The following is a 14,463-nucleotide window of genomic DNA, read 5'->3' as shown; positions in this document are numbered from 1 at the left end:
TCTGCGAGCACACGGAACTGTCGGAGACTGGCGTCAGACCTCGCGGTCGGCCGCCACCTCACTTGGCGGTCCCGGCCGAAGCATGCCTCGGCCGGGCAACCCCGTGCGCCGACCGCCAACCTTACGCGCTGAACCTGAGAACGACAGAGTTCAGCTACTCGGCGACCGGCCGGACGATCGTCAGACAGCCCGTTTCTTGAGCTTCCGCCGCTCCCGCTCGGACAGTCCGCCCCAGATGCCGAAACGCTCGTCGTGCGCCAGCGCGTACTCCAGGCATTCCGCCTGGACCTCGCATCCGGTGCAGACCCGCTTCGCCTCACGGGTGGACCCGCCCTTCTCAGGGAAGAACGCCTCCGGATCAGTCTGGGCGCACAGCGCCCGCTCTTGCCAACTCATCTCTTCGGCTTCGCCCCAGAGCAGGTCTACCTGGTCCCCGTCCCACTCGGTCATGGCTCGCCTCCTTCGACCTGGTTCTCCGGCTCGAAGCCGGCCCCCGTAGCGCTCCTGCGGTGGTCGAGGCCGCAGAAACACTGAACGACACGTTCGAAATTACATGAGTGCAATACGTGCGCGTCAAGCGGAACCGTGCTAAAGATCTCCGTTCGTTTGCCGGCGCCCCGGTTCCCCGTTGCGCCCCGACCCGTCCCTGACGCGTCCTGAGGACGGTCCGGGGCGGTTCGAGCCGGGAGCTTAGGCGCTCCCGGCGGTGGCACGCCAGACGGCCGAATACCCGATTCGGACCACTCCAAGCGAGCCATCCCTGTGACGTCCGGGCCGGTCGTTCTGGTTCCGTGCGTCTCGGTGACCGGGCGCGGCGGGGCCCCGCGGGTGGCACCGGGTACGGTCGGGGCTGTGCTGAGGATCACCGCACTGGCCGGCGGTATCGGGGGCTCCAGGTTCCTTCGGGGGCTCCTGCGGGCCGCGCCGGACGCCCAGGTCACCGTCATCGGGAACACCGCCGACGACATCACGCTGCACGGCCTGCACGTGAGCCCCGACCTCGACACCGTCATGTACACGCTGGGCGGTGGCATCGAGGAGTCGCAGGGGTGGGGCCGCACGGGCGAGACGTTCGCCGTCGCGTCCGAGCTCGCCGAGTACGGCGCCGAGGCGCAGTGGTTCACGCTCGGCGACCGCGACCTCGCGACGCACCTCATCCGCACCCGCATGCTGGCCGCCGGATACCCGCTGTCGGCGGTGACGGAGGCGCTGTGCGACCGGTGGCAGCCCGGGGTGCGGCTGCTGCCGATGACCGACGACCGGGTCGAGACGCACGTCGTGGTCGCCTCGGCGTCCGGGTCCGAGGACGACGGCGCTTCGGAGCGGGCGATCCACTTCCAGGAGTGGTGGGTCCGGCTGCACGCCGAGGTTCCGGCCCGGCGCATCGTGCTGGTCGGGGCCGACCAGGCCAAGCCGGCGCCGGGTGTGCTGGACGCGCTGGCTTCGGCCGATGTCATCGTGCTGCCGCCGTCGAACCCGGTGGTGAGCATCGGCCCGATCCTTGCGGTGGCCGGGGTGCGCGACGCCGTCCGGGCTGCGACTGCCCCCGTCGTGGGCCTCTCACCGATCATCGGCGGTTCACCGGTTCGCGGCATGGCCGACGCCGCGCTGCAGGCGATCGGAGTGCCGACGACGGCGGCCGGCGTGGCCGAGCTGTTCGCGGATCTGCTCGACGGCTGGCTGGTCGACACCGTCGACGCCGATGCCGTGCCCGTCGTCGAGGCGGCCGGCGTGCGCTGCGCCGCCGTCCCGCTCTGGATGACCGACGTCGACGCCGCGGCCGCCATGGCCCGCGCGGCGCTCGACCTCGCCGAGGAGGTGCGGGCTCGGTGAGCACGCGGTACGAGGCCTTCGGGCTGCCCGGCATCCCCGAGGTCCGGCCGGGCGACGACCTCGTCGACGTCCTGGCGACGGCGCTCGAGTCGGCCCCGCCGGGCGACGCCCTGCGCGACGGCGACATCGTCGTCGTCACCAGCAAGATCGTGAGCAAGGCCGAGGGTCGCATCGTGTCAGGCCTCGACCGCGACGCCGCCATCGACGCCGAGGCGGTCCGGACCATCTCGGAGTGGACCACGCCGCGCGGCCGCACCCGCATCGTCGAGACCCGCCACGGCTTCGTCATGGCCGCCGCCGGCGTCGACGCCTCGAACGTCGAGCTCGGCTCGATCGTGCTGCTGCCCGTCGACCCCGACGGCTCGGCACGACGGCTGCGCGACGGGCTGGCCTCGCGGTTCGGCGTGCGGGTCGGTGTGGTGGTGACGGACACCGCCGGGCGCGTGTGGCGCAACGGGGTCACGGACTTCGCGGTGGGATCGGCGGGGGTTCGTTCGGTGGACGATCTCCGCGGGAGCGTCGATCCCTACGGCAACGACCTGGGCGTGACGGTGGTGGCGCTGGCCGACGAGCTGGCGGCGGCGTCGGAGCTGGTCCGCGCGAAGCTCTCGGGGGTCCCGGTCGCGGTGGTGCGTGGACTGCCGCACCTGCTGCTCGAACCCGGTGAGGACGACGGCGGCATCTCGGCTCTCATCCGGCCGAGCGCCGAGGACCGGTTCCGCCTCGGGACCCCCGAGGCCATGCGCTCGGCCGTCCTGGCCCGGCGGACGGCGTCGTCCTTCACGCCGTCGCCGGTCGACGGCGCGGTCGTGCGGCAGGCCGTGGCGGCCGCGTTCTCGGCCCCCTGGCCCATCGACACACCGCCCTGGCGGTTCGTGCTCCTCGAGTCCGACGCGGCCCGGCGACGGCTGGCGGGCGCGCTGGACGGGGCCGGGCTGCTGGCGACGGCGCCTTACGTCGTCGTCCCCTGCCTGGTCGACGGGTCCGACGCGCTGCTGGGGTTGGGTGCGGCGGTCGAGAACCTGCTCATCGCGCTGGGAGCCGAAGGACTGGCGTCGGCCTGGCTGTTCCCCGACCCGGCGCTGTCCGCGGCGACGGCGGAGCTTGACCTGCCCGCGGGCTGGACCCCGATCGGGGCGGTCGCCATTGGGCACGCCGCCGAACCCGCCGCTGATCATCCGCCGGTGGACGTGGCCACGGTGACCGTCACGCTGTGAGGTTCTGCCGGGTTTGTGGGGTTGGCCGGGGGTGACGAGGTCCTGGTCTCCCGTCACGTCCTTGTCCCACGTCACGTATGCGGGCCCGTTTCGGGCGTTTCGCGTGACGGCAGACCACGACGTGACAGCAGACCAGCACGCCAGACCGCGACTTCACTACGCAGAGCCGACTTCACCGGCCAGAACCGACTTCTGCGCCCCCACGCGAGGTCAGAGGACGACTCTCGCTAGTGAAGTCGCCTGGCGTCAGTGAAGACGGTCCAGCCATCGAGGACCCAGCAGGCCGGCGACCACCCGCCCGTCGCCAGACTCCCCCGTCCCCCACGAACCTCACATGCCCCGGTAGTCGCGCACCGGCGCCCGAGGCCCCCGACGCGGCGGGGTCGCCCCGGCTCGGAGCAACAGCACGCACGCCCGATGCCGGTGCCCGCGATAGGGCTCCAGCAGCTCCAGCATCAGTTCATCCGAACCCCGCCGCGACCCCGTCAGCGCATAGGCCACCGCGTGCGGCAGCCCGTAGTCGCCCACGGACACCGCATCAGCGTCGCCGAACACGCGCTGCCGGACCTCGGCGGAGGTCCACACGCCGATGCCCGGAATGGCCCGCAGCCGCCGATCGGCCTCGGCCGAGCCCAGGCCGACCGTAGCCTCCAACTGCGCCACATGCCGCCCCGCGGTGACGATGGTGCGCGAGCGCTGTGGGCCGACGCCGGCCTGGTGATAGTCCCAGGACGGGATCTTCGCCCACAGGTCGGCCGGCGGGATCACGCGCATGCGCGCCGGAGTCGGGCCCGGCGCGGGCTCGCCGAACTTGCGCAGCAGCCGCATCCAGCCGCGGTAGGCCTCGGTGCCGGTGACCTTCTGCTCGAGGATGGCCGCGACCAGTGCCTCCATGACCAGCCCGGTGCGGCCGATGACCGTGCCGGGGAACCGGTGGAACGCCTCGGCGAGCACGGGGTGCTCCGGCGCGAAGCCCGCCACGTCGTCCTCGGCGCCGAGCCACCGCGGGACGGCGTCGAGAGCGGCCGCCGCACCGGGGCCCCACGCCGTCGCCGTCACCTCGCCGCCGGCGGCCCGCGCGATGCACACGGTGGCGGGGTCGCCGCCGGGACGGCAGGTGCGCCAGACCCGTCCGCGCGCGTCGATCTGGAACGCCGGGTCGGACGGCCCGCGCTGGTGCACGGAGAGCGTCGCCAGGACGTCGACCGGGCCCCGCGGCCGCCACGTCCTCTCCAACACCCATCCAGTCAAGCACGACCCTCCGACACCCTGAATACTCGTCCCGTGGGGGTTCCCGACGCCGCGGAGCGCGTGGCCGCCGTACGCGACGACGTCGGGGCGCGGCTCGCGCTGGCGACGCAGTTCTACGCGCGGCGGCCGGGCATCCGCGCGTACGGGCGGGCGCAGCTGGCGTTCATGCGCTGGCAGGCGCGGCGCGGCGTGCTGGGACCGTCGGGCAGCCCGTGGTGGCGCGCCGTCAACGAGGGCCTGCTGCGTGACGGGTGGGAGGCGGCGGCGCTGCTCGACTCCGGCGACGCGGACGACACGCCCCGTGACTGCAGCCCCGCCGTCGAGCAGTGGCTGCGGTTCCTCGCGAACCCGTCGCCGCGCCGGTGGTACCGCGCCCACAACAGCAGCATCGTCGCCGGCTACGTCGAGCACCGGGGGCTGGCGGCGGACGAACACGAGGTCGAGCGGTTCTTCATGGACGTCGCGCTGCTGCGGGTGTTCTTCGCGCACGGCCTGGTCGCGGCGCCCCGGACGGCGCTCGGGCCGCTCTGGCCGGCGGCGGCGGTGCTGGGCGATCCCCGTCGCCGCGGGACCGGCTGGTTCCTGTCGCTGCGCAACATCCTGCCCGACTGGTACCCGCTGGACGGCCTGACGATCGACGAGGTGCTGCGGGCCGAGAACGGCTTCGGCCGGCTGGTCGACTACGGGGTGATCGTGCCGCGGCTGCAGCGGCTCTACGACTTCGCGGCCGCCGAGCTGCGCGACCCGCGGATCAGCGGCTTCCTGTCCGGCGGTGCCCCGAGCTACGCCTGGCCGGCCGAGCACCCGCAGGTGTGGCGCCCGGTCGGCAGCGCCGTCCAGCTGGTCGGGCGGCTCACTCGCTAGACGCCCGCTGGCCTGCGGTTTCGGCGCCGCCCCGTTGTCTGAGCGCGACGCCGTCGTCACCGTAGGCTGGGGCGCATGAGTGAGACCCCGGCAGAACTGCTGCGCACCGAAGTCCGCCGCGACGGCGCGCGGCCGTTCCTCACGTTCTACGACGACGCCACCGGCGAGCGCGTCGAGCTGTCCGCCATCACCTTCGACAACTGGGTCGCCAAGACCGCGGGCTTCCTCACCGCCGGCCTCGACGCCGAGGCCGGCGACCGCGTCGCGCTGCGGCTCCCCGCCCACTGGCAGGCCCTCGCCTGGGCGGCCGCGTGCTGGTCCGTGGGCGCCTGCGTCGTGCTCCCGGGCGACGACGGCGACGACGGCGGCAGCGAGGGTCCCGACGGGGTCCGGGTGGCGGTCGCCGGGCCCGACGCCGTCGAGGCGGCCGCGGGCAGCGCCCCCGAGGTCGTGGGACTGGCGCTGCGCCCGCTCGGCGGCCGGTTCACCACGCCGCTGCCGCCCGGCGTCACCGACTACGCCGTCGAGGTGCCCGGCTACCCCGACCGGTTCGTGCCTCTGACCCCGCCCGACGACGCCGAGCCGGCGCTCGAGCAGGCCGGCACCGTCCACACGCTCGGCGGCCTGGTCGACCGCGCCCGGCAGCGGGCCGAGCAGCTCGGCGCCGGTCCGGGCGCCCGCCTGCTGGTCGCCACCGACGACCTCGGCACCGCCCTGATCGACGCCCTGCTGGTGCCTCTGGTCGTCGGCGGCTCGGCGGTGCTGGTGCGGCACGAGGACCCGGCCGGCCGCGCCCGCCGCGTCGACGCCGAGCGGGTGACGGCGGCCGTCGCTTAGACGACCACCGCCACCCGTCCCCGCCGACCGGGGATCAGTCGGTCGCGGCCCCGCCCTGACGCAGCGACTCCGCCTGCGCCCGGGCGGACTCCGCGGCCGCCTCGGCGTCCGCCCGCACCTGGCGCCGCATCGCCGCCGGAATGGGCTGGACGTCGTCGCAGTACAGCGTGCCCTCGACCACGAGGTCGCCGCTGACGTACAGCGATCCGTCGACCCGCACCACCCCTTGGGCGAGCAGGGCGTCGCCGTCGCCCAGGTTGACGGCGACGACCGCCGGCGCGGAGGCGTGCTCTGTCGAGACGACGATGCCGGGCCTGCCGATGGTGTGGGCGGAGATGGCGCCGCCCTCGTCGGACTGGCCGGACCCGGAGTGGAACGCGCTGACGGCGAACTTGCCGGAGCCCGACGTCCGGGCCGACACGCCGGTGTTGACCCCGCCACTGGCCGCGACCGCGGAGCCGGGGCCCTCGTACTCGGAGTAGTTGGCCGCCGACAGCCCGGAGGAGTCCGCACGGTGGGTGCCGGCAGCGATGCCGTTGCCGAGCCGGCCGGTGACCAGCGCGCCGGCGCCGTAGCCATCGTTGCTGATGACGACGGTGGGCGGGTTGGACGCCGAGCGGATCCGTGTCGATCCGGCACCGGAGGTGTTGTCGCGACCGAGGATGACCGGGTTGCCGGTGGCGGCCTCGGCGGGCGCGGCCGCGACGACCGCGGCGCCTGCGACGCCGGCGGCGACCGCGGCGCCGCCACGCAGGAGGCTGCGGCGGCTTCGGGCCTCGGGTTCGGGGGTGGACTCGATGGATGTGGACATGGCGACTCCCCTGCAGAATGTGCCCGCTGGTGTCTGACGACCGGGGCGTTGGCCACGCCCCTGCCTGGACCACGCACGAGGCGCCGGGAAGGTTGCTCGGCGCCAATGCACGCATGAGCCGGCTCGGTCAGCCCGCGGCCGGCCCCGTCGTCGAGCGCGGCATGAGGGTGAGCGGCAGCAGCTGACTCTCGATCGGGGTGCCGGGCGCGGCGAGCATGCGGCGCAGCGTCCGCAGCGCCAGCCGGCCGGACTCCTCGAACGGGTGCCGGACGGTGGTGAGGCCCAGCGTCTCGGCTACCGGGTCGTCGTCGAAGCCGGCGACCGACATCGAGCCCGGCACCTCGACACCGCGGCGGCGCAGCTCGGCCAGCGCCCCGAGCGCCACCAGGTCGCGGCAGCCCACGACCGCCGTCACCCGTGAGCGCAGCTCGGAGTCGGCGAACAGCCGTCCGACGGCCGCGGCACCGGCCGACGTGCCGCGCGGGACGGTGATCTCGACGACGCCGTCGTCGCCCAGCACGGAGCGCAGCCCGGCGAGCCGGAGCACGGGCGGTGACTGGAACGGGTAGGTCTCGACCTCGTTGAGGAACGCGACCGTGCGGTGCCCGAGCCCGGCCAGGTGCTCGGCGACCAGCCGGCCGCCCTCGTGGTCGTCGACGGAGATGTCCGGCAGCCCCGGGTAGCGGGTGTCGAGCAGCACCGTCGGGAGCCGCTGCCGCAGCCGCTCGCCGATCTTCTCGTCCAGCGGCACGCCGAGGTTGAGCAGCCCGTCGACGTGCCCGCGCACCGGGATGCTGGCCAGCACCGGCGACGTCGACACGGCGATGTCCGCGCAGTCGCTGACCACCAGCTGCTCGCCGCTGTCGCCGAGCTCGTCGAACACCCCCGCGAGGCGCCGCGAGAAGCTCGGGTACGACGTGAACGGCGCCACCGCGGCGATGCGGTGCACGCCCTTGCGGGCCCGGACCACCGCGCGCTCCTTGGGCACGAAGCCGAGGTCGTCGGCGACCTGCAGCACCCGTTCCAGCGTCGACCGTTTGAGCCGCCCCGGGTGGTTCAGGGCGAGGGACACCGTCGAGATGCTCACGTGCGCGCGTTCGGCGACGTCGTAGATGGTCACGTCCTCCACGGACCAGAGCCTAGCTCATCGAAGTGCTTTATCGAAGTGCTTGACAAAGTGCTTCGATCGGGACGACCGTAGGGCCCGTCACCGACATCGAGGTCGAGGAGAGCGCCATGAGGACGCCCCAGAGCCACGCCCGGACGCTCGCCGCCACCGTCGCCGTCATCGCCGTCACGACGGTGTCCGCCTGCGGTTCCCCGGGCACGGACGCGCCCGAGTCGGCGCCGGACGACGCGGGCACCGACCTGGGCGAGGACGCCGTCGTCGTCGACATCACCGTCGACACCACGCAGGTCGACGGCCTGCGCGTCATCACCGACGCGTTCACCGCGGCCCACCCGAACGTCACCTTCGACATCACCGGCGAGCAGTTCGACGCGCTGCAGCAGAACGCGCCGCGGCTGATGACCGGCGACGACCCGCCGGACCTGATCAGCCTGCCCACGCCCGGCAACACCGTCGAGGACGGGCTGGTCCGCAACCTCGACGAGTACGCCGACGCCTACGGCTGGACCGACTTCCCGGCGTCGCAGCTCAACCAATGGCGGGTCGGCGACGACGGCGTGCGCGGCACCGGCTCGCTCTACGGCATGGGCATCGGGTTCACGCTGACCGGCGTCTACTACAACAAGGCCCTCGCCGAGCAGGCCGGCATCGACGGCCCGCCGGCCTCGGTCGCGGAGTTCGAGCAGGACCTCGCCGCGGCGGCGACCACCGGCGCCACGCCGCTGATCACGTCCGGCAAGGACGGGCTGGTGTTCTTCCCGTACCAGTCGCTGCTGCTGGCCCACGGCACCGCGCAGCCCATGACCGAATGGGTGTTCAACGCGCCCGGCGCGACCATCGACACCCCGGAGGCGGTCGAGGCGGCGCGCACGCTCCAGGACTGGGCCGCGGCCGGCTACCTCGCGCCGGACGTCGCCGCCGTCGACGCCAGCACCGCCGCCGCGCAGTTCGCCGAGGGCGACGGCGTCTACTTCGTCAGCGGCAACTGGCAGGCGGCCACGCTGGGGCAGCAGCTCGGCGACGACGTCGGGTTCTTCCTGTTCCCCGCCGCGGACGACCACCCGCGGGCGGCGATGTCGGACCCGGCGAACTTCGTCATCCCGGCGGGCGCCTCCGACGCCGACGCCGCGGCCGCGTTCCTCGACTTCACCTTCACCGACGAGGGCCGCGAGCTCGTCGTCACCATCAAGGGCCTGGTCCCCGGCGGTCCCGCCGACGCCCCCGTGCCCACATCCGACGTCGCCGTCGTCGCCGACACCTCGCAGGCGTTCACCGAGCTCAGCGCCGACGACGGCATCGTCCCGTTCATGGGCAACGCGACCGCGTCGTTCTTCTCCGCCACGCTGACGCCGCAGCTGCAGCTGCTGCTGGCCGGCCGGGTGACGCCGGAGGACTTCGCCGCGACCCTGCAGGCCGACTACGAGAGCCAGCTCGCCCGGTGAGGGCTCGCTACGGCGCCTCGGGCTGGTGGTGGGTGCTGCCGGCGCTCGCGCTGTACGGCGCGTTCGTGCTCTACCCGCTGAGCCAGACCGTGCGGTACTCGTTCTACGACTGGGACGGGTTCGGGCCGGCCACCTGGGTCGGCCTGGACAACTACCGGTCCGTGGTGACGGACGAGCGGCTGCTGGACTCCCTCGGCCACGCGCTGGTGCTGATCGCGTTCTTCACGGTGCTGCCGATCACGCTGGGGCTGGCGCTGGCCGCCGTCGTCGCCGACCTGCGCTCGGCCGGCGCCCGCGCCGCCGCCCGGGCCGTGCTGTTCCTGCCGCAGGTGGTGCCGCTGGCCGGCGCCGCCATCGCGTGGTCGTGGATGTACTCGCCCGACGGCGTCATCAACCAGTCGCTGCGCGCCGTGGGCTTGGACGCGCTGGCCCGGCCCTGGCTGGCGGACTTCGGGACGGCGCTGCCTGCGGTCGGGCTGATCGGCACCTGGGTCGCCACCGGCCTGTGCACGCTGCTGTTCACGGCTGGGCTGCTGCGGATCGACCCGGCGCTGCACGAGGCGGCCGCGCTGGACGGCGCCGGGCGGGTGCGCCGGTTCACCGCGATCACGCTGCCGGCGCTGCGCCGCGAGATCGTGGTGGCCGCGACGATCCTCACCATCGCGGCGCTGGCCAGCTTCGACATCGTCTACGTGGCCACCGCGGGCGGGCCGGGGTACTCCACCATGGTGCCTGGCGTGCTGATCTTCCGGCTGGTCTTCACCGACCAGGCGGTCGGGCTCGCGTCGGCGCTGGCGGTGGTGCTGGTCGTGCTGGTGCTGGCGATCATCGCGCCGCTGCAGCGACTGGGGCGGGACGAGTGACGCGGCGACGGGTGGCGGGGCGCAGCCCCGTCGGCGTGCTGGTGCTGACGCTGGCCGCCGTCGGCACCGTCCTGCCGCTGGTCAGCATGGCCCTGACGGCGTTGCAGCCGCGCGGCTCGGCCCCGGCCGGGCTCAGCGTGCCGGCCGACCCGCAGTGGGGCAACTTCGTGGACGCGTGGGACGCCGCCGTCATGGGCGAACTGCTGCGCTCCAGCGCTCTGATCGTGCTGGTGGTGGTGCCGTCGGCGCTGCTGCTGGCGACGCTGGCCGGCTACGGGCTGGCGCTCGTGCCGTTCCGCGGGGCGGCGCTGGTCTACGCCGCGTTCCTGGCCGGGCTCGCGCTGCCGTACGAGGCGCTGATCGCGCCGCTGTACCTGCAGATCGGCGACCTCGGCCTGCTCAACACCCGCTGGGCGATCATCGTGCCGCTGACGGCGCTGTTCATGCCGTTCAGCGTGTTCTGGATGCGCGCGCACTTCTTGGGGCTGCCGGCCGAGCTGCTCGACTCCGCGCGGGTCGACGGCGCCAGCATGCGGCAGGCGTTCCGGCACGTCATGCTGCCGCTGGCGGCGCCGGCGTGGTCGGCGCTGGCGATCCTGCTGTTCCTGTGGACGTGGAACCAGTTCCTGCTCGCCGTCACCCTGGTCGACGAGCCCACGCGGCGGACCATGGCCGGTGCGCTGGGCGCCTACCAGGGGCAGTACGGGACGGACATCGTGCTGCTGTGCGCCGGGTCGCTGCTCATCATCGTGCCGACCATCGCGGTGTTCCTGATCTTCCAGCGCGGCTTCGTGGCCGCCATCCTGCAGGGGGCGGGCCGATGATCGACGGTGTCGACGGCGTCTGGGCGGCGGAGTTCGCGCCGGTGGCCGAGGTGCTGGCGGAACTGCTGGCCGAGGACCCGGCCGCGGGTGCCGCCGTCGCCGTCCATGCCGGAGGGCGCCCGGTGGTCGACGCGTGGGGCGGGCTCGCCGACCCGCGGACCGGCGCACCCTGGACCGGGCGGACGCTCGCGCTGACGTTCTCGTGCACCAAGGGCCTGCTGGCCGCGTGCGCCGTCCTGGCCGCACAGGAGGGACGGCTGGACCTCGACGCGCCGGTGGCCGACGTGTGGCCCGCGTTCGGCGCGCACGGGAAGGACGCCGTCTCGACCCGCATGGTGCTGTCGCACTCGGCCGGGCTGCCAGCCCTGGACGCCGACCTGAGCCGCGCCGACGCGCTGGCCGGCACGCCCGTGGTCGCCGCCCTGGAGGCGCAGCGCCCGCTCTGGACGCCCGGCACCGGGCACGCCTACCACGCGATGACCTACGGCTGGCTGGTCGCGGAGATCCTGCGCCGCGCCACCGGCGAGCCGCTGTCCGCGCACGTCGCGCGGCTGGCCGGCGGGCCGGACCTCTGGCTCGGGCTCCCGGCCGCGGCGACGGCGCGTCTGGCGGCGGCCGGGTGGGACCGGGCGCGGTCGCAGCTGACCTTCCCCGCCGACGCGCCGACGACGCCGTGGCGGCCGCGGACGATCACCCGCGCGATCACGCTCGGCGGGGCGTTCGGCCCGGAGCTGGTCGGCGACGGCGCCGGGCTCGACGACCCCGCCGTCCTGGCCGCCGGCCTCCCCGCCGTCGGCGTCGTGAGCACCGCCCGGGCGCTGGCCCGTACCTGGTCGCGCGTCGCCGTCGCGACCGAGGGCGAGCCCGCCCTGCTGAAGCCGGACGCCGTCGCCGATGCCACCCGCCCCCAGGCCGAGGGCCCGGGCGTGCTGGACCTCCCGCCGCCGCACGCCCGCTGGGCCACCGGGTTCATGCTGCGCTCGCCGATCGCGCCGATGCTGGCCGAGTCCTCCTTCGGCCACGACGGCGCCGGCGGTCAGCTCGCGTTCGCCGACCCCGTCGCCGGCGTCGGGTTCGCCTACCTGACCAACCGGCTGCGCAACCACGGCGACGACCGTGCGGACCGCCTCGTCACCGCTCTCCGCACGGTCCTGCGCTGACGGCGGCGGAGGTGTGGCACGATCAGGAACCATGCCCGCACCCCCAGGCGCCCGCACCGTCGACGTCCTCGACGTCTCGGACCTCCGCTTCCCCGGCGGCACGTCGCACAGCATCGCCGAGGAGATCACCGCGCAGGCCCGCGCCGGTTACACCACCGGCCTGATCAGCCTCAACGGGCCGCTGGTCGCCAAGGTGTCGCCGGTCAACCGCCTCATCCGCGCGGCGGTCGAGGCCGGCCGGGCCCACCTGTTCGTGGGCCGGACGCCGGTCCGGGCGAAGGTCGTCGTGGTCCGCCACCCGGCGGTCCTGCAGCACGCGGCGGAGCAGCTGCCGCCGGTCGAGGCCGACCACGTCGTCATCGTCGCCAACGCCGCCCCGTTCGACATCGACGGGCACGAGCACTACCGGCCCGAGGCGGTCCACGAGATCGCGCGGCACCGGTTCGGCCGCGAGCCGGTCTGGGCGCCCATCGGCCCGCTGGTCCGTGCCTCCGTCGAGGGCCGGGTGCCGGCGCACACGCTGGCCGAGACCGACTGGGTCAACATCATCGACGTCGACGCCTGGGCGGTCGACCGCGACGCGCACGCCGCCCAGCGGGACGCTCGCCCCGTCGTCGGCCGGCACAGCCGGTCGTCGCCGCAGAAGTGGCCGGCCGACGCCGCCACCCTGCGCGCCGTCTACCCCGTCGACGGGTCGTGGACGGTGCGCGTGCTCGGCGGCGCGGGTCCGGTCGAGCACCTGCTCGGGGACCTGCCGGAGAGCTGGGAGGTGTTCGAGTTCGGCGCCATGCCGCCGCGCGACTTCCTCGCCTCGCTCGACTTCTTCGTCTACTTCCACAACCCGCGCTGGGTCGAGGCGTTCGGCCGGACCATCCTCGAGGCGCTCGCCACCGGCGTGCCCGCCGTCCTGCCGCCGCACTTCGAGCCGGTCTTCGGCGACGCCGCCGTCTACGCCGAGCCGCACGACGTCCGCCGCGTCGTCGACGGCCTCTACGCCGACCGTGCCGCCTACGACGCCCAGGTCGAGCGGGCGCAGCGCACCGCACGCGAGCGGTACGGCCACGAGGCCCACATCGCGCGGCTCGAGCGGCTCATCGGCGCGCCCAGCGGCACCCCCGCGGAACCGCAGCGGACGCCGTCGTCGATCACCACGACCACCGGCCGGGCGCCGCGGGCGCTGTTCGTCACCAGCAACGGCGCGGGCATGGGTCACCTGACCCGGCTGCTGGCCTTCGCCGAGCGGTGCACGCCTGAGCTCGAGCCGCACTTCTTCTCGCTGTCACAGGCCGCACCCGTGGTCGGGCGGTTCGGGCATCCTTACGAGTACCTGCCGTCGGCGACGGCGACGGGGTTCGAGCCGGCCCGCTGGCACCGCTACTTCGCCGCCCGGCTGTCGGCGACCATCGAGCGGATCCACCCGTCGGTGGTCGTGTTCGACGGCACCTGGCCGTACGAGGGGCTGGGGCTGGTCCGCCGCGCCTACCCGGGCATCCGCTGGGTCTGGTCGCGACGGGGCATGTGGCGGCCGGGCATGAACCGCGACCAGCTCGCCAAGTCGAGCTGGTTCGACCTGGTCATCGAGCCGGGCGAGTTCGCCGGACCGGCCGACCAGGGCGTCACGGCGACGGCCGAGGCCAGCCGCGTCGGCCCGGTGACGCTGCTCGACCCCGACGACCTCGACACCCGTGCCGACGCCCGGGCGTTGCTCGGCCTGGACCCGTCGGCCCCGCTCGCGCTGGTCTCGCTGGGCGCCGGCAACATCAACGACACCAGCGGCGACCTCGGCGCCGTCGTCGCCGCGCTGCGCGACCTCGGGGTCGAGGTGTGCGTGACGCAGCCCGAGATCGCCTCCGGCCAGGGCCGTCTCGACGACGTCCACGTGGTGCGCGACTTCCCGCTGTCGCGGCGCTACCGCGCGTTCGACCTCGCTGTCAGCGCCACCGGCTACAACAGCTACCACGAGCTGCTGCGCTTCGGCGTCCCGTCGCTGTTCGTGCCGAACCGCTCCACCGCGCTCGACGACCAGGAGGCCCGGGCCAAGTACGCGGCGTCGCGGGGCTGGGCGCACGCTCTCGAGGTCGTCACCGTCGACCAGGCCAAGCCGCTGCTGGCCGACCTGCTGGACCGCGGCGAGCCGATGGTCAAGCACGTGGCCGACGCCGACCCCGGGAACGGCGCCGTCGACGCCGCCCGCATCCTCACCGGCCTCGTTCTGGAAGGGCAGGCCTGATC

Annotated in this window: 13 protein-coding genes; 9 read left to right on the top strand and 4 right to left on the bottom strand. The window is 74.2% G+C overall.

What is annotated here, in order from left to right; genetic code table 11:
* Positions 1 to 180: 180 nt before the first annotated feature.
* Positions 181 to 450, bottom strand: coding sequence for a WhiB family transcriptional regulator (locus tag HD601_RS15165; protein WP_053208237.1), 270 nt, complete (start codon positions 448 to 450; stop codon positions 181 to 183).
* Positions 451 to 855: 405 nt separating this feature from the next.
* Between HD601_RS15165 and cofD the strand changes: the two genes are divergently transcribed.
* Together cofD and HD601_RS15155 are read left to right on the top strand one after the other, a co-directional pair.
* Entirely contained in the window at positions 856 to 1,833 is a 978-nt protein-coding gene (gene cofD / locus HD601_RS15160) for a 2-phospho-L-lactate transferase (RefSeq protein WP_184829898.1), read from the top strand.
* A complete protein-coding gene (locus HD601_RS15155) occupies positions 1,830 to 3,050 on the top strand; it encodes a coenzyme F420-0:L-glutamate ligase (RefSeq protein WP_184823155.1) in 1,221 nt (406 codons plus the stop codon). The genes cofD and HD601_RS15155 overlap by 4 nt, the downstream gene beginning before the upstream one ends.
* 330 nt (positions 3,051 to 3,380) lie before the next feature.
* Here the strand turns inward: HD601_RS15155 and HD601_RS15150 are convergent, their stop codons facing one another.
* Entirely contained in the window at positions 3,381 to 4,289 is a 909-nt protein-coding gene (locus HD601_RS15150; RefSeq protein ID WP_184823153.1) for a DNA-3-methyladenine glycosylase family protein, read from the bottom strand.
* Between the two features lie 45 nt (positions 4,290 to 4,334).
* Between HD601_RS15150 and HD601_RS15145 the strand changes: the two genes are divergently transcribed.
* Together HD601_RS15145 and HD601_RS15140 are read left to right on the top strand one after the other, a co-directional pair.
* The gene (locus HD601_RS15145; RefSeq protein ID WP_221441004.1) at positions 4,335 to 5,165 is read left to right on the top strand and encodes a hypothetical protein; all 831 of its coding nucleotides are present in this window, start codon (positions 4,335 to 4,337) and stop codon (positions 5,163 to 5,165) included.
* Between the two features lie 66 nt (positions 5,166 to 5,231).
* On the top strand, positions 5,232 to 6,002 hold the full coding sequence (locus HD601_RS15140; RefSeq protein ID WP_425503484.1) for a TIGR03089 family protein: 771 nt from the start codon (positions 5,232 to 5,234) through the stop codon (positions 6,000 to 6,002).
* 34 nt (positions 6,003 to 6,036) lie between these two features.
* Here the strand turns inward: HD601_RS15140 and HD601_RS15135 are convergent, their stop codons facing one another.
* Both HD601_RS15135 and HD601_RS35720 read right to left on the bottom strand, forming a co-directional pair.
* A complete protein-coding gene (locus HD601_RS15135; RefSeq protein WP_184823149.1) occupies positions 6,037 to 6,813 on the bottom strand; it encodes a hypothetical protein in 777 nt (258 codons plus the stop codon).
* 127 nt (positions 6,814 to 6,940) lie between these two features.
* A complete protein-coding gene (locus HD601_RS35720; RefSeq protein ID WP_184823147.1) occupies positions 6,941 to 7,942 on the bottom strand; it encodes a substrate-binding domain-containing protein in 1,002 nt (333 codons plus the stop codon).
* Positions 7,943 to 8,049: 107 nt separating this feature from the next.
* On the opposite strand from HD601_RS35720, the gene HD601_RS15125 reads away from it, so the two are divergent.
* Genes HD601_RS15125 through HD601_RS33110 form a run of 5 tightly spaced genes read left to right on the top strand, consistent with a single transcriptional unit; the run spans position 8,050 to position 14,461 of the window.
* Complete coding sequence (locus tag HD601_RS15125) at positions 8,050 to 9,384, top strand: ABC transporter substrate-binding protein (protein WP_184823145.1); 1,335 nt, start codon at positions 8,050 to 8,052, stop codon at positions 9,382 to 9,384.
* The gene (locus HD601_RS15120) at positions 9,381 to 10,247 is read left to right on the top strand and encodes an ABC transporter permease subunit (RefSeq protein WP_184823143.1); all 867 of its coding nucleotides are present in this window, start codon (positions 9,381 to 9,383) and stop codon (positions 10,245 to 10,247) included. Before HD601_RS15125 ends, HD601_RS15120 begins: the two co-directional genes overlap by 4 nt.
* The gene (locus HD601_RS15115; RefSeq protein ID WP_221441003.1) at positions 10,244 to 11,071 is read left to right on the top strand and encodes an ABC transporter permease subunit; all 828 of its coding nucleotides are present in this window, start codon (positions 10,244 to 10,246) and stop codon (positions 11,069 to 11,071) included. The genes HD601_RS15120 and HD601_RS15115 overlap by 4 nt, the downstream gene beginning before the upstream one ends.
* Positions 11,068 to 12,231, top strand: coding sequence for a serine hydrolase domain-containing protein (locus HD601_RS15110; RefSeq protein WP_184823141.1), 1,164 nt, complete (start codon positions 11,068 to 11,070; stop codon positions 12,229 to 12,231). Before HD601_RS15115 ends, HD601_RS15110 begins: the two co-directional genes overlap by 4 nt.
* A gap of 31 nt (positions 12,232 to 12,262) precedes the next feature.
* The gene (locus HD601_RS33110; RefSeq protein ID WP_221441002.1) at positions 12,263 to 14,461 is read left to right on the top strand and encodes a glycosyltransferase; all 2,199 of its coding nucleotides are present in this window, start codon (positions 12,263 to 12,265) and stop codon (positions 14,459 to 14,461) included.
* The last annotated feature ends 2 nt before the right edge of the window (positions 14,462 to 14,463 follow it).

The sequence above is a fragment of the Jiangella mangrovi genome, assembly GCF_014204975.1.
In the GTDB taxonomy this organism is placed as follows: Bacteria; Actinomycetota; Actinomycetes; order Jiangellales; family Jiangellaceae; genus Jiangella; species Jiangella mangrovi.
The sequence above is the reverse complement of the archived record's forward strand: the minus strand, read 5'-3'. Positions and strand labels throughout refer to the sequence as shown.